This window comes from Thalassococcus profundi (assembly GCF_003344785.1).
In the GTDB taxonomy this organism is placed as follows: domain Bacteria; phylum Pseudomonadota; class Alphaproteobacteria; order Rhodobacterales; family Rhodobacteraceae; genus Puniceibacterium; species Puniceibacterium profundi.
This window is the reverse complement of record NZ_QPMK01000016.1, coordinates 1-14,155: the sequence shown is the minus strand read 5'-3', so window position 1 is coordinate 14,155 and position 14,155 is coordinate 1. Positions and strand designations below refer to the sequence as shown.

Annotated in this window: 17 protein-coding genes and 1 pseudogene; 16 read left to right on the top strand and 2 right to left on the bottom strand. The window is 67.3% G+C overall.

Translation table 11 applies throughout. The annotated features are described in order from the left end of the window. Positions 1-145 precede the first annotated feature (145 nt). From DU478_RS17100 to DU478_RS17030, 16 genes are all read left to right on the top strand, one after another. On the top strand, positions 146-1,189 hold the full coding sequence (locus DU478_RS17100; protein WP_114512292.1) for a hemin-degrading factor: 1,044 nt from the start codon (positions 146-148) through the stop codon (positions 1,187-1,189). Next, positions 1,186-2,082 (top strand): heme/hemin ABC transporter substrate-binding protein, encoded by an 897-nt coding sequence (locus DU478_RS17095; protein WP_233501388.1) that lies wholly within the window; start codon positions 1,186-1,188, stop codon positions 2,080-2,082. The genes DU478_RS17100 and DU478_RS17095 overlap by 4 nt, the downstream gene beginning before the upstream one ends. Positions 2,083-2,085: 3 nt before the next feature. Beyond that, positions 2,086-3,153: a FecCD family ABC transporter permease gene (locus tag DU478_RS17090; protein WP_114512183.1), complete on the top strand. Its 1,068-nt coding sequence runs from the start codon at positions 2,086-2,088 to the stop codon at positions 3,151-3,153. Next, positions 3,150-3,932, top strand: coding sequence for a heme ABC transporter ATP-binding protein (locus tag DU478_RS17085; RefSeq protein ID WP_114512182.1), 783 nt, complete (start codon positions 3,150-3,152; stop codon positions 3,930-3,932). Before DU478_RS17090 ends, DU478_RS17085 begins: the two co-directional genes overlap by 4 nt. Before the next feature lie 214 nt (positions 3,933-4,146). Then, entirely contained in the window at positions 4,147-4,473 is a 327-nt protein-coding gene (locus tag DU478_RS17080; protein ID WP_114512181.1) for an antibiotic biosynthesis monooxygenase family protein, read from the top strand. Next, entirely contained in the window at positions 4,470-4,838 is a 369-nt protein-coding gene (locus tag DU478_RS17075) for a glyoxalase superfamily protein (RefSeq protein ID WP_114512180.1), read from the top strand. Before DU478_RS17080 ends, DU478_RS17075 begins: the two co-directional genes overlap by 4 nt. Positions 4,839-5,012: 174 nt before the next feature. Further along, complete coding sequence (locus tag DU478_RS22970; RefSeq protein WP_158545804.1) at positions 5,013-5,177, top strand: hypothetical protein; 165 nt, start codon at positions 5,013-5,015, stop codon at positions 5,175-5,177. After that, complete coding sequence (locus DU478_RS17070) at positions 5,174-5,347, top strand: hemin uptake protein HemP (RefSeq protein ID WP_114512179.1); 174 nt, start codon at positions 5,174-5,176, stop codon at positions 5,345-5,347. The genes DU478_RS22970 and DU478_RS17070 overlap by 4 nt, the downstream gene beginning before the upstream one ends. Then, the gene (locus DU478_RS17065) at positions 5,344-5,826 is read left to right on the top strand and encodes a hypothetical protein (protein ID WP_114512178.1); all 483 of its coding nucleotides are present in this window, start codon (positions 5,344-5,346) and stop codon (positions 5,824-5,826) included. The genes DU478_RS17070 and DU478_RS17065 overlap by 4 nt, the downstream gene beginning before the upstream one ends. 53 nt (positions 5,827-5,879) lie before the next feature. Then, a complete protein-coding gene (locus DU478_RS17060) occupies positions 5,880-6,140 on the top strand; it encodes a DUF1289 domain-containing protein (protein ID WP_114512177.1) in 261 nt (86 codons plus the stop codon). A 43-nt stretch (positions 6,141-6,183) separates the two neighbouring features. Further along, positions 6,184-6,606: a hypothetical protein gene (locus DU478_RS17055; RefSeq protein ID WP_114512176.1), complete on the top strand. Its 423-nt coding sequence runs from the start codon at positions 6,184-6,186 to the stop codon at positions 6,604-6,606. A 107-nt stretch (positions 6,607-6,713) separates the two neighbouring features. Next, on the top strand, positions 6,714-7,184 hold the full coding sequence (locus DU478_RS17050) for a Dps family protein (RefSeq protein WP_114512175.1): 471 nt from the start codon (positions 6,714-6,716) through the stop codon (positions 7,182-7,184). A gap of 771 nt (positions 7,185-7,955) precedes the next feature. After that, on the top strand, positions 7,956-8,966 hold the full coding sequence (locus DU478_RS17045) for a TRAP transporter substrate-binding protein (RefSeq protein WP_114512174.1): 1,011 nt from the start codon (positions 7,956-7,958) through the stop codon (positions 8,964-8,966). Positions 8,967-9,093: 127 nt separating this feature from the next. Next, positions 9,094-9,747, top strand: coding sequence for a TRAP transporter small permease (locus DU478_RS17040; RefSeq protein WP_114512173.1), 654 nt, complete (start codon positions 9,094-9,096; stop codon positions 9,745-9,747). Positions 9,748-9,750: 3 nt separating this feature from the next. Next, on the top strand, positions 9,751-11,037 hold the full coding sequence (locus DU478_RS17035; RefSeq protein ID WP_114512172.1) for a TRAP transporter large permease: 1,287 nt from the start codon (positions 9,751-9,753) through the stop codon (positions 11,035-11,037). 12 nt (positions 11,038-11,049) lie between these two features. Continuing rightward, complete coding sequence (locus DU478_RS17030) at positions 11,050-11,493, top strand: universal stress protein (RefSeq protein ID WP_114512171.1); 444 nt, start codon at positions 11,050-11,052, stop codon at positions 11,491-11,493. Positions 11,494-11,523: 30 nt separating this feature from the next. Here the strand turns inward: DU478_RS17030 and DU478_RS17025 are convergent, their stop codons facing one another. Both DU478_RS17025 and DU478_RS22965 read right to left on the bottom strand, forming a co-directional pair. Further along, a complete protein-coding gene (locus DU478_RS17025) occupies positions 11,524-13,530 on the bottom strand; it encodes a preprotein translocase subunit SecA (protein ID WP_114512170.1) in 2,007 nt (668 codons plus the stop codon). Continuing rightward, positions 13,523-14,155 (bottom strand): annotated as a pseudogene (locus DU478_RS22965) (hypothetical protein); the annotation flags it as partial. The gene DU478_RS17025 and the pseudogene DU478_RS22965, both read right to left, overlap by 8 nt.

The window sequence follows — 14,155 nt, the reverse complement described above, 5'->3', positions numbered from 1 at the left end:
GGTGATTTTTCGTTGCGAGGGATCGCAATGGGTTGCAGCGTTAACTGTATCAGACTAATTTAGTCAAGTAATAAGAGACAGCCACGCACCGCTTCCCTCCGGGCGCAGCCATCGGACAACAGACCACACTCCGAGGATGCCCATGATGCTGCAGAGCGCTGTCCCCCCTTCCGAGATCCGTGCCTTTCTGGCCGAAAACCCGAAACGGCGCGCCCGCGATGCGGCCGACGCCCTGGGCATCGCCGAGGCGCAGCTGGTGGCCGCCGGGATCGGTCACGGCACGACCCGAATCGCCGCCCATCCCGACGGAATCATTCCCGCCGCCGAGCGACTGGGCGAGGTCATGGCGCTGACCCGCGTCGACGCTTGCGTGCATGAAAAGGTGGGGACCTACAGCGATTACCACCCGGGCGAACATGCCGCGATGACGCTGGCCGAGAACATCGACCTGCGTATCTTCCCGTCGCACTGGGTGCACGCCTTCGCGGTGGAAACCGAACAGGGCCCGCGCCGGTCTTTGCAGATCTTCGATGCCGCGGGCGACGCGGTGCACAAGATCCACCTGCGGGACGGGTCGACCCATGATGCCTGGGGAACGATCGTCGCGGATCTGGCCGTCGCGGACCAAGGCGACACCCAGCCCGTCGAGGCCCGCAAGCCCGTCGAAGGCGCGAAATCCCGGACCGACAAGGCCGATGCGCTGCGCGACGAATGGGCGCGGCTCACCGATACGCATCAGTTCCTGCGGCTCTGCGCCCGTCTCAAGATGAACCGGCTCGGTGCCTACCGGATCGCCGGCGCGCCCTGGGTGCGTCCTCTGACGCCCGACGCCGCCGATGCGATGCTTCAGGCGGTGCAGCGCGCCGGGATCGAGGTGATGGTCTTCGTCGGCAACCGGGGCTGCATCCAGATCCACACCGGTCCGGTCCAGACCTTGAAACCCATGGGACCGTGGCAGAACGTGATGGACCCCGGCTTCAACCTGCACCTGCGGCTCGACAAGGTCGCCGAGGTCTGGGCGGTGGAAAAACCCACGCAACGCGGCCCCGCCGTGTCGGTCGAAGCCTTCGATGCGGAAGGCGGCCTGATCTTCCAGGTCTTCGGCGTCGGCAAGGAAGGCCGCGATTCGCGCGCGGACTGGACCCGGGTCGTCGAGGCTCTGCCCACGCGCGAGGAGGTTGCAGCATGAGGCTCTGCACCCGCACGTCCGGCCAGCTTGCCGCACTCTTGACGGCGATGTTCGGCGCCTTCGTCGCCCTGACCGTCAGCGCGCAGCAGAACGCCGCGCCGGTCAGCCCCCACGCCGACGTGCTGTCCCTAGGCGGATCGGTGACCGAGATCGTCGCAGCCCTGGGACAGCAGCACCGGCTGAAGGCGCGCGACAGCACCTCCAGCTACCCGCCCGGCGTCACCGACCTGCCCGACGTGGGCTATGTCCGGTCGCTGTCGCCCGAAGGCGTGCTGTCGGTCGGCCCGTCGCTGATCCTGTCCGAAGAAGGCGCCGGTCCGCCCGAGGCGCTCGACGTGATCCGCGCCGCCGACGTGGACTTTGTCGAGGTGCCGGATGCGCTGACCACCGAAGGCATCCTGCGCAAGATCGAGGTCATCGGCGACGCTTTGGGTGTCGCCGACCGGGCAGACGGGCTGGCCGCCGAGGTCGAAACCGCTCTGTCCGCGGCGATGGCCGATGCGGAGCGGCCCGAGGCCGACAAGAAACGCGTGCTCTTCGTCCTCTCGACCCAGGGCGGCAGGATCAACGCCTCGGGCGCGGGCACCGCCGCCGACGCGCTGATCCGCATGGCCGGGGGCGTGAACGCGGTGTCGGAGTTCGAAGGCTACAAGCAGATCACCGACGAGGCGGTCGGGCTGGCGGCACCTGACATGATCCTGATGATGGACCGGGGCGGCGATCATGGGCTGGCGGATGACGAGTTGTTCGATATGCCGTCGATCCGCATGACACCCGCGGCGCAGACGCGGTCGGTCGTGCGGATGGACGGATTGCTGATGCTGGGATTCGGCCCCCGCACCGCCGACGCCGTGCGCCAGCTGAACGATGCGCTCTACGGTCAGGGAGCCTGATCCTTGGCCGCCCTTTCGGAAATCGAGACCGCCCCGCGCGACCGGCTGTCCCGCGCCCGGGCCTTGCACTGGGGTCTGGCCGGGGCGTTCGGGCTGGCCTGCATCGTCAGCCTCCAGGTCGGCGCGACGAATGTGACCCTTCTGGCAATGCTGGCCAAGCTCGCCCAGGGCGAGGCGCTGAGCCAGATGGAGCGCGTGGTGCTCTTCGACATCCGCCTGCCGCGTCTTGCCATGGGGATGCTGGTGGGCGCCGCGCTGGCGGTGTCGGGGGCGGCGATGCAGGGGCTTTTCCGCAATCCGCTGGCCGATCCGGGCATCGTCGGGGTCGGCGCCGGGGCGGGCCTTGGTGCGATCCTCGCCATCGTGCTGGGCGGACTGCTGCCCGCCGCGATGATCGACCTCATCGGCAACCAGCTTGTACCCGTCGCGGCCTTCCTCGGCGGCTGGGGCTCGACGCTGCTGCTTTACCGCGTCTCGACCCGTCACGGCAGCACGTCCGTCGCGACCATGCTGCTCGCCGGCATCGCGCTCGGTGCCCTGGCCGGAGCGTTGTCGGGCATCCTCGTCTACATGGCCGACGACCGGCAACTGCGCGACTTGACCTTCTGGGGCCTCGGGTCGCTGGCCGGGGCCAGCTGGGCCAAGGTGATCTCTGCCGGGCCGCTGATCGGGCTGTCCATTGGCGCCGCCCTGATGCTCGGCCGCGGCCTCAACGGGCTGGCCCTGGGCGAGGCGACCGCGGCGCATATCGGCATCGACGTGCAGCGGATGAAGTCCATCGCCATCCTCGCCGTCGCGGGCGCCACAGGCGCCGCCGTCGCGGTCTCGGGCGGGATCGGCTTCATCGGCATCGTCGTGCCGCACCTGCTGCGCCTCGCCTCCGGTCCGGATCATCGCACGCTGCTGCTCAATTCGGCGCTGCTGGGCGCGATCCTGCTGGTCCTCGCCGACGTGATCGCCCGCGTGGTCATCGCGCCCGCGGAACTGCCCATCGGGATCGTGACCGCCGTGCTTGGCGCGCCGGTCTTCCTGTGGATCCTCCTGAAACGCCGGGGGCTGGTCGAGAAATGAGCCTGATCGCCGAAGACATCCGCGTCTCCTACGGCCGGCGCACCGCGCTGCGCGGCGTCAGCCTGACCGCCCGGCCTGGCGAGGTCACCGCCATCGTCGGCCCCAACGGATCGGGCAAATCGACCCTGCTCGGGGCGATCACGGCCTCCCTGCCCTTCGACGGCGCGGTGACCCTGAACGGGCGGGACATCGGCGCCATGAAACCCTGGGAACTCGCCGCGCAACGCGCAGTGCTGCCGCAGGCGTCGCGGCTGGCCTTTCCCTTTACCGTGATCGAGGTGGTCCGGCTGGGCCTGCAATCGGGCACCGCCGGAGACAGCCCCGATGTGCCGATGCGGGCGCTGGCCCGCGTCGGGCTGGCCCATTACGCCGACCGGATCTTCCAGGAGTTGTCCGGGGGCGAGGCGCAGCGGGTCATGCTGGCCCGGGTCCTCGCGCAGGTCTGGACGCCGGTCGCGGACGGCCAGCCGCGCTGGCTGCTGCTGGACGAACCGGTGTCCAGCCTCGATATCGCGCATCAGTTGCAGGTCATGGACATCGCCCGGAGCTTTGCCCGCGCCGGCGGCGGCGTCATCGCTGTCATGCATGACCTCAACCTGACCGCGCTGTTCGCCGACCGCGTCGCGGTGCTGGCCGAGGGACAGTGTCTTGCCTTCGGTACACCGGGCGAGGTGCTGACCGACGACATCCTGTCGCGCGCCTATGGCTGCGCCTTGCGCGTCTCCGCGCCGCCGCCCGCGGACATCCCTTATATCCTGCCGCACGCGGCAACTGCGTGAGAGGCGCGCCGTGCCATGGCAGGAGCCAGCCGCCGCGCATCCGCGACCCGGACCCGCGGTCAATGCGCTCGCGATGCCGATACCGGAAATCTGGATGCTGCTCTCGGTTTTGTTCAAGCAGACACTTATGTTCTGTTCGACGAGCTTCGCACCGTCCCGGTTTGGAAATGGGACGATCCCTGCCACTCCCTGACACCCAATTGAGGAGACAAAGATGTACCTTGCGATGAACCGCTTCACCGTGCCGCTGGAAAACGCCGCCGACTTCGAAGAGCTGTGGCTGTCGCGCGAAAGCCGGCTGCAGGACATGGACGGGTTCGTGTCCTTCCACATGCTGAAAGGCCCCGAGACCGACGGGCGCATCCTCTATGCCTCGCACACGGTCTGGCAGTCCGAGCAGCATTTCCGCGCCTGGACGACCAGCGACGCTTTCCGCGCCTCTCATGCCCGCGCCGGCGAGACGCGCAAGCTGCACGAGGGCGCGCCGCAATTCGAAGGCTTCACCGCGATCCAGCATATCGACGCGCTGCAGAACGCATGACACCCGAGGTCACCCGGTCGGCGCCGGTCTTCCGCAGCTTCGATGAAGCCAAGGCGCGGGAATTCTACGTGGACTGGCTGGGATTCGACTGGACCGGAGAGCACCGGTTTCACCCCGGCGCGCCCCTCTACGCCTTTCTCAGGCTGGGGGCGTTTCACCTGCACCTGAGCGAACATCACGGCGATGCCACGCCCGGCTCGACCGCCATCGTTTTCGTCACCGGCCTGCGCGATTGGCACGCCGCGTTGCCGCCCTACCCGAACATGCGCCCCGGCGTCGAAACCCAGCCCTGGGGCGCAGAGATGGTGGTCTGGGACCCGTTCGGAAACCGGCTGCGGTTCCTCGACCAATCCGGGGAGGCGTGATCGCCCAGATCACCGGTGCGTCGCACCGCCTCCATTCTTGACAAAAAATATCGGAATAATCTAAGCAGGGGTAAATCCCGACTCGTTTAGTCGGAAAATTTCGTGCATCCACGCGATGCGATCCCAGCCACCGTGACAGGCAGCCCGGACGTCAACACAAAGGAGCAGAACGTGATGACACCCGAGGCCCAGACACAGACACGCGCCCCCGCGATGGCCAGCAACACCTGGCGCGAACTGCTTGTATCCGGCGAGCCCGCCCATATCGACGGCTTCGCGCTCGAACACCTGATCGACCTGCAAAGGGACCGCCTGCGCTCGGCCGGAGAAGGACGATGAGCCTGATGCAGAACCTGCCGACCCCCGCCTCCGTGGACCGGTCCGACGACACCGCGACCTTCGACGCGCGCGAGCTGATCCGCAACGGCGTCAAGGCCGAGATCGTGCTGGACGGCCAGACCTATACCCTGCGCATCACCCGCGCCGGCAAGCTGATTCTGACCAAATGACGGCTGTTGCGCAGACCGTTGGCGCCAGCGTCGTCGGGCGGCTGACCGATATCGCGCCCTGGGAAGCCGAGCTGATCCTGTCGATGCGGTTCTGGATGGACGGCCCGGAGGGTCAGGCAGCGGTCTGGAACGGCTTTGCCCGGACGCTCGGCGCCACCGAGGGACGCGTCGCACTGCGCGGCTTCGAGAGGCTGCTGTCCGACCTTTGCACTTTCGCACGCCGCCCGCTTGTCCGCCATGGCCCCGGCTGCACCTGCATCGGGTCCGACGAGGCGCTGTTGCAGACCCTGGTCCGCGAGGCGGCGCGCGGCGACCATGCGGAGGCGGTGATGATCGCAAGCCTGCTTGTCCCGGCGCGCCACGCGGAACCGATCGCGGTGCTCGCGGCCCGCGTCGGCAAGGCAATGCGGCAGGTGGCGCAAAGGGCACCGCGTCTGCAACAGGACAGCCCGCCGCCCGAGCCCCGCACCCTTCATTGACCGACGCCCCCAGCCAGACCGGGACCTGAGCCCGAAACGCCAGCGAGGATGCCATGCCAAAAGTTCCCAGCCCCTGTATCAGCGTCTGCAAGTTCAAACGCGAAGGACACTGCATCGGGTGCTCCATGACCAAGGCGCAGAAATCCACGTTCAAGGCGCTGAAGAAGGACAAGCACCGCGAAGCCTTCGTGGAGCTTGTCGTCGCCCAGCAGTCCGCGATGGGCCGCTACACCCACTGGAAGCTGGCCTACGAAAAGCGGTGCCGGAAGAAGAAAGTCGCCCTGACGGTGCTGGACGGCGGCAAGGCCGCCTGATCGCGATGCCCATCGACCACCCCACGACCAAGGACAGGACCAGATGACCGCAGCCGTACGCCCGATCGGATTCGAAGACGCGCCCGCGCGCGCCGCCACCACATCGGGGCACGCCTTGATCGACCACCTGCGCGATGCCGCCCGCACCAGCCGGTGCAAGGAATACATCGACCTTTTCGGCGCCTGCGCGTCGCTGTCCGGCAACCGCGACGTCGCCCGCCAGGCTGCCTCCGAAGTGCTGGTCCGGTGCCTGTCGCAGGCCCTGGGCCGCCGCCCGGTCCTCTACCGGGTCGGCGAGGCGGCAACTTCGTTCGATGAAAAGTGGCTGATCGCCCTGGCGCGCAGCCTCAAGACCGGGGACGAGGCCAGCGCCACCTTCCTGCTGCACTCACGCGTCGCAACCCACGCACGGCGGAACCTGGTGTTCCTTCTGCGCGGCGTGGCTGACTGTTTCTCTCGGATTTAGAAAAGTTCTAAAGTGGCTTGCCGCGTCGACAACAGCGGCCTATTTAGAAATGGCAAGCCAGCCAGATGCCAGCCAGCGCCAGATTTTCCGTGTTGCAGGAGGCTCCCTTGACCCAGACCGCCCAGACCCTTTCCACCGACGCCACCGCCCAGATCGCCGAGGCGCTCAACCAGTGCGTCGCAGAAACCGCCGTGACCACCATGCTGGCCCAGAATTTTCACTGGAACGTGACGGGCATGGCCTTCGGTCCGCTGCACGACCTGTTCCAGAAGATCTACGAAGACCATTTTGTGGCTCAGGACGATCTCGCCGAACGGATCAAGGCGCTCGACGCCCATGCCGAAGGCACCCTCGCGGGGATGCTCAAGCGGTCCAAGGTCGCCGAAGTGACGGGCGTGCCCACGGCCGAAGAGATGATCCGCCTGATGAAGGACGCGCAGGAAACGCTGGCCGAAACCATCGCCGGCGCCGGTGAACTTGCCGCAGGCCATGGCGACACGCTGACCGAGGATCTGTGCATCGCGCGCGGTCAGACCCACGAAAAATTCGCCTGGATGCTGCGCGCGCATCTCGCGTGAGTCCGCGCCGTCGTCCGCGTTGCCGCTTGGCGGCCTGATGTCGGATCGATGTCCACCCGATCATGAAGGCGGTCCGTCTGGATGGTATCGAACTGACGTCCGGCCGGGGGCCGCTTTTCGAGCCGGAGAGCCCGTCGGGGACATCGCAGGCTGACGGCGAGTTCAATGCCATCGCATTGCCCCAGCGCCAATAACCGTGCCGCCCGTTTGCCACGCGGCCCCGTCATCGCGCGCGACGATCAAGGCGCATGCGTCCATCGAAATGAACGCGGCGGATCAGGTCGACGACGCCTGCCGGGGCGCGGCGCAGCGTTTCGAACCGGTTCCAGGGAACCTTGCACCGGCCTCCGCCAACTGTCCGGCGTGGTCTACGATCACGCGCCGGACACACCACGAGTCGAGAGATTTTCGCTCCGCGGCTCCATGCGCTGCGTCTTTCGGAGAGCGCAGGGGCAGACCATCATGTCTTTAAATTCCGCTACCGAGGCCGGCCGGCCCGACCCGCGAAAGGCGACTTTCGGGACAAAAGCGCTTTCGGAAGGCGAGCTTGGCACAGGGAAAATTTCCCTGTTTTGCCCGGCAAACGTGCAAAAATGCGGATGCTTGTACTGATCTGACAGCGAATTTGACGCATTTGCAGGTTGGCATTGACTTCAAATAGCCATCCCGAAACGCTGGGACAGAGCCGCGAGGACATTCCGCAGTCGCGGCACGCATCGGTCTTCGCCGCGGCCTGCGCTGTAGCGAAGCGTCAAAATCAAGGAGCATCACATGTCTTACACAAAACTCGCGGCCACCGGCGTTCTGGCGCTGTTGATGAGTTCGGGCGCGGTCATGGCAGACACATGGCGCTACGCGTTCGAAGAGGCACTGGAAGAGGTCCAGGGCAAGTTCGCGCAGAAATTCAAGGAAGAGGTCGAGGCCAATTCCGATCACTCGGTCCAGCTTTTCCCGTTCGGCACGCTGGGCGAATCCGACTCGATCCTCGAACAGACGCAATCCGGCATCCTCCAGTTCGTCGACCAGTCGCCCGGCTTTACCGGGGCGCTGATCCCCGAGGCGCAGGTGTTCTTTGTGCCCTACCTGCTGCCGCAGGACGAAGAGACTCTGGCGACATTCTTCGAGGAATCGAAGGCCATAAACGAGATGTTCCCGCCGCTTTATGCCGAGCAGGGTCTGGAACTGCTGACCATGTTCCCCGAGGGCGAAGTGATGATGACCACGACCGAACCGGTCGAGGGGCCGGCGGACCTCAACGAGGTCAAGTTCCGCGTGATGACCAACCCGCTGCTTGTGGAAAGCTACCAGGCCTTCGGCGCCACGCCGACGCCGCTGCCCTGGGGCGAGGTCTACGGCGCGCTGCAGACCGGCATCATCCAGGGACAGGAGAACCCCGCCTTCTTCATCGAGTCGACCAAGATGTACGAGGTGACCGATCACATCACCCGCGCGGGCCACAACAACTTCACCACCGCTGTCATGGCCAACAAGGAGTTCTATGACGGGCTGTCCGACGAGGACAGGACGGTGGTCGACAATGCCATCGACGTGGCCTTCGACTACATCATCGACTACCAGGACGGGCTGACCGAAGAGTCCCTTGAAAAGATCAAGGAAGCCAAGCCGTCGATGACGATCACCACCCTGACCGAAGAGCAACGCCAGCCGTTCATGGACACGGCGGACTCGGTCGAGCAGGAGTTCCTCGAGATCGGCGGCGACCAGGCGCAGGCGATCCTCGACCAGCTCAAGGCCGACCTCGAAGCGGTTTCGTCGCAATAACCACCGGTTTGCACACCTGCGGTACACCGTTTTCGGCCGCCGCAGGTGATGACCCACCCTGAACGCGGGCCGCTTTGGCATGGCCCGCGTACACCGCCAGCCCAAGAAGATCACAAGGAGAATGGCGATGCGATCGGAACAGCAAGACCACGAGAAGGTCGATCCCGACGTACTGGCCCGCGCCCAGGCCCCGGCCCTCGACGAAGACGACATCGACGATTCCAAGTATGTCTCGGGCCTTCCCGGCGTGCTGGGCGTGGTGGACGTGGCCATCGCCCGGATCGAGGCGATCCTGCTGGCGGTGGGCGTGCTTGCCATGGCGGTCAACACCATGGCCAACGTCGTCGGACGCTTCATGCTGGGCCAGAGCCTGTTCTTTTCCGAGGAAGTGAACCGCGCGCTGATCATTCTGATCACCTTCGCGGGCATCTCCTACGCCGCACGGCATGGCCGGCACATCCGCATGTCGGCCTTCTTCGACATCATGCCGCCGCCGATGCGCAAGTTGCTGATGATCGTCATCGCGCTGGTCACCGCCGCGGCGATGTTCCTGCTGACCTGGTACTCGGTCGATTACGTGCTGGCCCAGGCGTCGCGCGGGCGGCTCTTGCCGGCGCTGCAGGTGCCAGTCTGGTGGATCATCGTCTGGGCGCCGCTGGGCTTCTTCCTCACCGGGCTGCAATACGCGCTGACAGCAATCAAGAACATGATCCACAAGGATATCTGGCTCTCGACAAGCACGCTCGAGGGGTATGACGACACCCCGGCAGAGGAGGTCTGACCCATGGCCCTCGCAATCTTTTCCGTGATGATCGTCCTGCTGCTTCTGGGCTTTCCGATGATGGTGCCGTTGATCGCGGGATCGCTGATCGGCTTCGTGTCGCTCTTCGGCGGGGTCGGCCAGCTCGATACGATGGTGCAGCAGATCCTGGGAGGCATCCAGCCCGCGAGCCTGATCGCCGTGCCGATGTTCATCTTCGCCGCCGACATCATGACCCGCGGTCAGTCCGCAAACCGGCTGATCGACCTGGTGATGGCCTTCGTCGGGCATCTCAAAGGCGGGCTTGCGGTGTCGACCGCCACTGCCTGCACACTCTTCGGCGCCGTCTCGGGCTCGACCCAGGCGACAGTCGTCGCCGTCGGCGGGCCGCTCCGCCCGCGCATGCTCAAGGCGGGATACAAGGACAGTTTCGTGCTGGCGCTCGTCGTCAACTCCTCCGACATCGCCTTCCTGATCCCGCCCTCCATCGGCATGATCATCTACGGCGTGGTGTCCGGCACGTCGATTTCCGAACTGTTCATCGCCGGCATCGGGCCCGGCCTGCTGATCCTTGTGATGTTCTCGATCTACTCCTACATCTACGCGATCCGGCACAACGTGCCGACCGAACCGAAGACCTCCTGGCGCGACCGCGCCGGCGCCATCCAGCGCGCGCTCTGGCCGCTGGGGTTTCCGGTGATCATCGTCGGCGGCATTTACGGCGGTGTCTTTTCGCCCACTGAAGCCGCGGCCGCCTGCGTGCTGTACGCACTGCTGCTCGAGATGGTGGTGTTCCGCGAAATGAGCCTGAAAGAGCTGTATTCGACCGCCAAATCGACAGGGCTCATCACCGCGGTCGTGTTCATCCTCGTGGGCGCGGGGGCGGCATTTTCCTACGTCATCAGCTTTGCCCAGATCCCGCAGCAGATCCTCGGCGGCATCGGCATCGACGACATGGGGCAGTACGGCGTGCTGTTCACGATCTCGATCGCCTTCTTCGTCGGCTGCATGTTCGTCGACCCGATCGTGGTGATCCTGATCCTTGTGCCGATCTTCGCGCCGGTGGTGGATTCGGTGGGCCTCGACCCGGTGCTGGTCGGCACGATCATCACGCTGCAAGTGGCCATCGGCAGCGCCACACCGCCCTTCGGCTGCGATATCTTCACCGCCATCGCGGTGTTCAAACGCCCTTATACCGAGGTCGTGCGCGGCACGCCGCCGTTCATCCTCATGCTGCTGACCGTGGCGGTGCTGCTGATCTTCTTCCCGCAGATCGCGCTGTTCCTGCGCGACCTGGCATTCGACAAGTGAGGAGGCGATGCGATGTTCAACAAGATCCTGCTGGCCTACGACGGCTCCAGGGGGGCGGATGCGGCGCTGACCAAGGCGGCGGATCTCTGCAAGCTGACCGGCGGCACGCTGACCGTACTGACGGTCTATCGGCACCACTCCATGCTCGAAGCGTCCCTGTCGATGGTGCGCGGATCGACCGACCGGGGCGGGAGCCTCGACGACGCCCTGCGCGAGGCGTCGCGCGAGGCGGCGGAATACGCCAAGACCCGGTGCATCGACCTGGGCGTTCCCGAGGTGCATGCCTTCATCAAGGGCGGGCAGACCTCGCGCACGATCGTGTCCTTTGCCGACGACCAGGCCTCCGACCTGATCGTGCTCGGGTCGCGCGGTCTGGGGGCGTCGGAAAGCTACATGCTGGGGTCGGTGAGCCACAAGGTCACCAGCCTGACGGACGTTCCGGTACTGGTGGTCTGACAGTCCAGTCCGGCGCCGATTGCCGACGCCTCAGATATTGTCCGGCCGGAACCCCAGCGCCTTCTGCTGCCGGCGCGCGCGGCGCACCGTGTCGGCGCGGCGCTTGCGGCCCCGCCGTTCGGAGCGTGCCTGCGCCACATTGCGTAAAAGTTCTGCCAGTGGCCCCGGCAGGCGTCCGGGCCAGCGCAGGCTGATCCGTTCCAGAAGGCGCACAAGGCCGGGTGCCATGTCCTGGAACACTGCATCCTCGAGCGACACATAGGCCGCGGCGCTGCCGCGCTGGCCCTGCCGCCCGGTGCGGCCGATAAGCTGCCGGTCGATGCGCGACGAGCCGTGGAACTCGGTCACGATGACATGCAGACCGCCCTTGCGCTCGACCTCTGCCGGCACCGGGATATCGGTGCCACGCCCGGCCATGTTGGTGGCCACCGTGATCCGCCCGGGCTGCCCGGCTTCGGCGACGACAGTGGCCTCGTCCGCATCCTGGCGGGCATTGAGCACCACCGGCGACTCTCCGGCGGCGCGAAGCCGGGCGGCGATGTCTTCCGAGGCGGCGACCGACCGCGTGCCGATAAGCACCGGCCGTCCCCGCGCCGCCATGCGCGCGGCATCCCGCGCCACAGCGGCCCACCGCCGCTCCGACGCGCCATAAAGCCGGGTGCGCGCCAGACGCCGCCGCACCCGCCGGTGGGTCGGTAGGCGCAGCACCGCGCGCCCGTGGCTCAGTCGCAACTCCCGCGCCACCTCTGCCGCCGTGCCGGTCATGCCCGCGAACCAGAGGTAACGCGCAAAGAAGGTCTGGTAGGTGATCTGCGCCAGCGTCTCGCGGGTGGCCGACCGCTCCACCCGTTCCTTGGCCTCGACCATCTGGTGCAGCCCGCTCTGCCACTGGCGGTCGGCCATCACCCGCCCGGTGAATTCATCCACCAGCGCCAGGCCATCCTCGGTGAGGATGTAGTGTTCGTCGGGCTGGTAGAGATGGATCGCCGACAGCGCCTGCACCATCGCCTCGCGCCGGGCCACCTCGGGGATCAGCGCCGGGATCGGCGGCACCAGCCCCGCGAGGATGTCGTCGACGGGCGGCAGCAGGCGCACCGACCGTGCCTTGCGGTCGAGCCGGTAGTGCCGCCCCTCTTCCAGCGTCGCGGCCAGCGCCAGCATCGCCTCGTCCGCGGCCCGCGCCGCATCCCCGCCCGGACGTTCGGCGGTGATGATCAGCGGCGTCTGCGCCTCGTCGATCAGGATGCTGTCGACCTCGTCGATCACCGCAAAGCCCAGGCCCCGCGTGACGATCCGCGCCGCATCGCGCCCGCCGCCGGCGCCCAGCGTCCGCCGCGCGATGCTTGCCAGGGCCGAGCGTTCGCGCCCCATCGCCAGCCGGTCGCGCAGGTAGTCGAAGGCGACGTCGGAATTGGTCGAGAACACGATGTCGCTGTCGTAGATGCCCGGGCGCAAGTGGTGTTCGGTCGCCTCGGTGATCACCCCGTGGCTTAGCCCCAGCGCGTCGAGCACCGGCGCCAGGGTTTCGGCGTCGCGCGTAGCAAGGTAGCTGTTGACGGTGATCACATGCACCGGCGTGCCGGTCAGCGCCACCAGCACCGCCGGGATCAGCGTGGTGATGGTCTTGCCCTCGCCGGTGGCCATCTCGACGATCCGCCCGCGTGCCAGGGCCAGCCCGCCGGCGACCTGCACCGGATGGTGGCGCATCCTCAGCTTGCGAAAGGTCATCTCGCGCACGCCCGCCGCCGCCAGCCGCAGCGGGTGGCCCCGCAGGCCCCGCGCCAGCAGCGCCGGGGCCTGGTCGCGGACGGTCCGGACCAGCGCGTCGTCGTCCAGCATCGCCAGGCATCTGCCCAGCCGCAGCACCTCGCGGGTCTCGAGCCAGGTCAGCGGACCGGGCCGCGTGCTGGCGCGGCGCAGGTAGGACAGCGCCGTTCGCACCACCTCGTCCGACCGGCGCGGCTCCGACGGCCGGCGCTCGGGTTCCGCGGTGTCGGCCCGGTCCGGCGCGGTCCAGGGACGCGCCGTGTCAGACATCGAAGGCCCTCAGGAACAGTGCCCGTATCTCGCGCCCGATCCGCACCGCCAGCGGCTTCGGCGCAAAGGCAAAGCGCACATGCGCGCGCATGCCGTAGGCCGGGCGCGGCGCGTCCACCGGCAGCCGCAGATCGAGCTGGAAAAGCTGCGTCACGGCGCGCAGCGGGCCCTCGCCCCCCGGCAGCGTGGCAAAGGGGCCGCCGCCGTCCAGAGCCAGCACCGGCGACGGCAGCACGTCACCCCCCGCGGGCACAACGCGCAGGATCTCGGCGGGCAGCTCACGGTCGGGGGCGGCAGCGAACCGCAGGGCAATGTCGCGGGTCTCCCGTGTCACCAGCGCCGCCAGCGTCTGCGGCACCGCAAGTCGCACCACCGGGACGCCCTCGGGCAGGACGTGGCCGATGATGTCGCCGCGGGCGAAGAACCTGCCCTCGAGCGCGGTCGTGTCCGGCAGGTCGAGCCGTCCGGGCAAAGCCGCGCGCATCTCGAGCTGCGCCAGCCGCGTCTGCACATCGGCGACGGCGGTCTGCGCCTCGGCGACGCGGCTGCGGACCTGTGCGGCGTCGGCCTGCCCTTCGGCGCGGGCGGCGGCATATTGCGCCTCGGCCCGCGCCAGCCGCGCGGC

What these genes read in the sequence shown, in the direction of transcription:
- DU478_RS17080 (WP_114512181.1), top strand. Translation starts at nt 4,147, where the DNA reads ATGTACCTTGCGATGAACCGCTTCACCGTGCCGCTGGAAAACGCCGCC.
- DU478_RS17100 (WP_114512292.1), top strand. Translation starts at nt 146, where the DNA reads ATGCTGCAGAGCGCTGTCCCCCCTTCCGAGATCCGTGCCTTTCTGGCC.
- DU478_RS17085 (WP_114512182.1), top strand. Translation starts at nt 3,150, where the DNA reads ATGAGCCTGATCGCCGAAGACATCCGCGTCTCCTACGGCCGGCGCACC.
- DU478_RS17075 (WP_114512180.1), top strand. Translation starts at nt 4,470, where the DNA reads ATGACACCCGAGGTCACCCGGTCGGCGCCGGTCTTCCGCAGCTTCGAT.
- DU478_RS17035 (WP_114512172.1), top strand. Translation starts at nt 9,751, where the DNA reads ATGGCCCTCGCAATCTTTTCCGTGATGATCGTCCTGCTGCTTCTGGGC.
- DU478_RS17070 (WP_114512179.1), top strand. Translation starts at nt 5,174, where the DNA reads ATGAGCCTGATGCAGAACCTGCCGACCCCCGCCTCCGTGGACCGGTCC.
- DU478_RS22970 (WP_158545804.1), top strand. Translation starts at nt 5,013, where the DNA reads ATGACACCCGAGGCCCAGACACAGACACGCGCCCCCGCGATGGCCAGC.
- DU478_RS17040 (WP_114512173.1), top strand. Translation starts at nt 9,094, where the DNA reads ATGCGATCGGAACAGCAAGACCACGAGAAGGTCGATCCCGACGTACTG.
- DU478_RS17095 (WP_233501388.1), top strand. Translation starts at nt 1,186, where the DNA reads ATGAGGCTCTGCACCCGCACGTCCGGCCAGCTTGCCGCACTCTTGACG.
- DU478_RS17025 (WP_114512170.1), bottom strand. Translation starts at nt 13,530, where the DNA reads ATGTCTGACACGGCGCGTCCCTGGACCGCGCCGGACCGGGCCGACACC.
- DU478_RS17030 (WP_114512171.1), top strand. Translation starts at nt 11,050, where the DNA reads ATGTTCAACAAGATCCTGCTGGCCTACGACGGCTCCAGGGGGGCGGAT.
- DU478_RS17065 (WP_114512178.1), top strand. Translation starts at nt 5,344, where the DNA reads ATGACGGCTGTTGCGCAGACCGTTGGCGCCAGCGTCGTCGGGCGGCTG.
- DU478_RS17055 (WP_114512176.1), top strand. Translation starts at nt 6,184, where the DNA reads ATGACCGCAGCCGTACGCCCGATCGGATTCGAAGACGCGCCCGCGCGC.
- DU478_RS17045 (WP_114512174.1), top strand. Translation starts at nt 7,956, where the DNA reads ATGTCTTACACAAAACTCGCGGCCACCGGCGTTCTGGCGCTGTTGATG.
- DU478_RS17060 (WP_114512177.1), top strand. Translation starts at nt 5,880, where the DNA reads ATGCCAAAAGTTCCCAGCCCCTGTATCAGCGTCTGCAAGTTCAAACGC.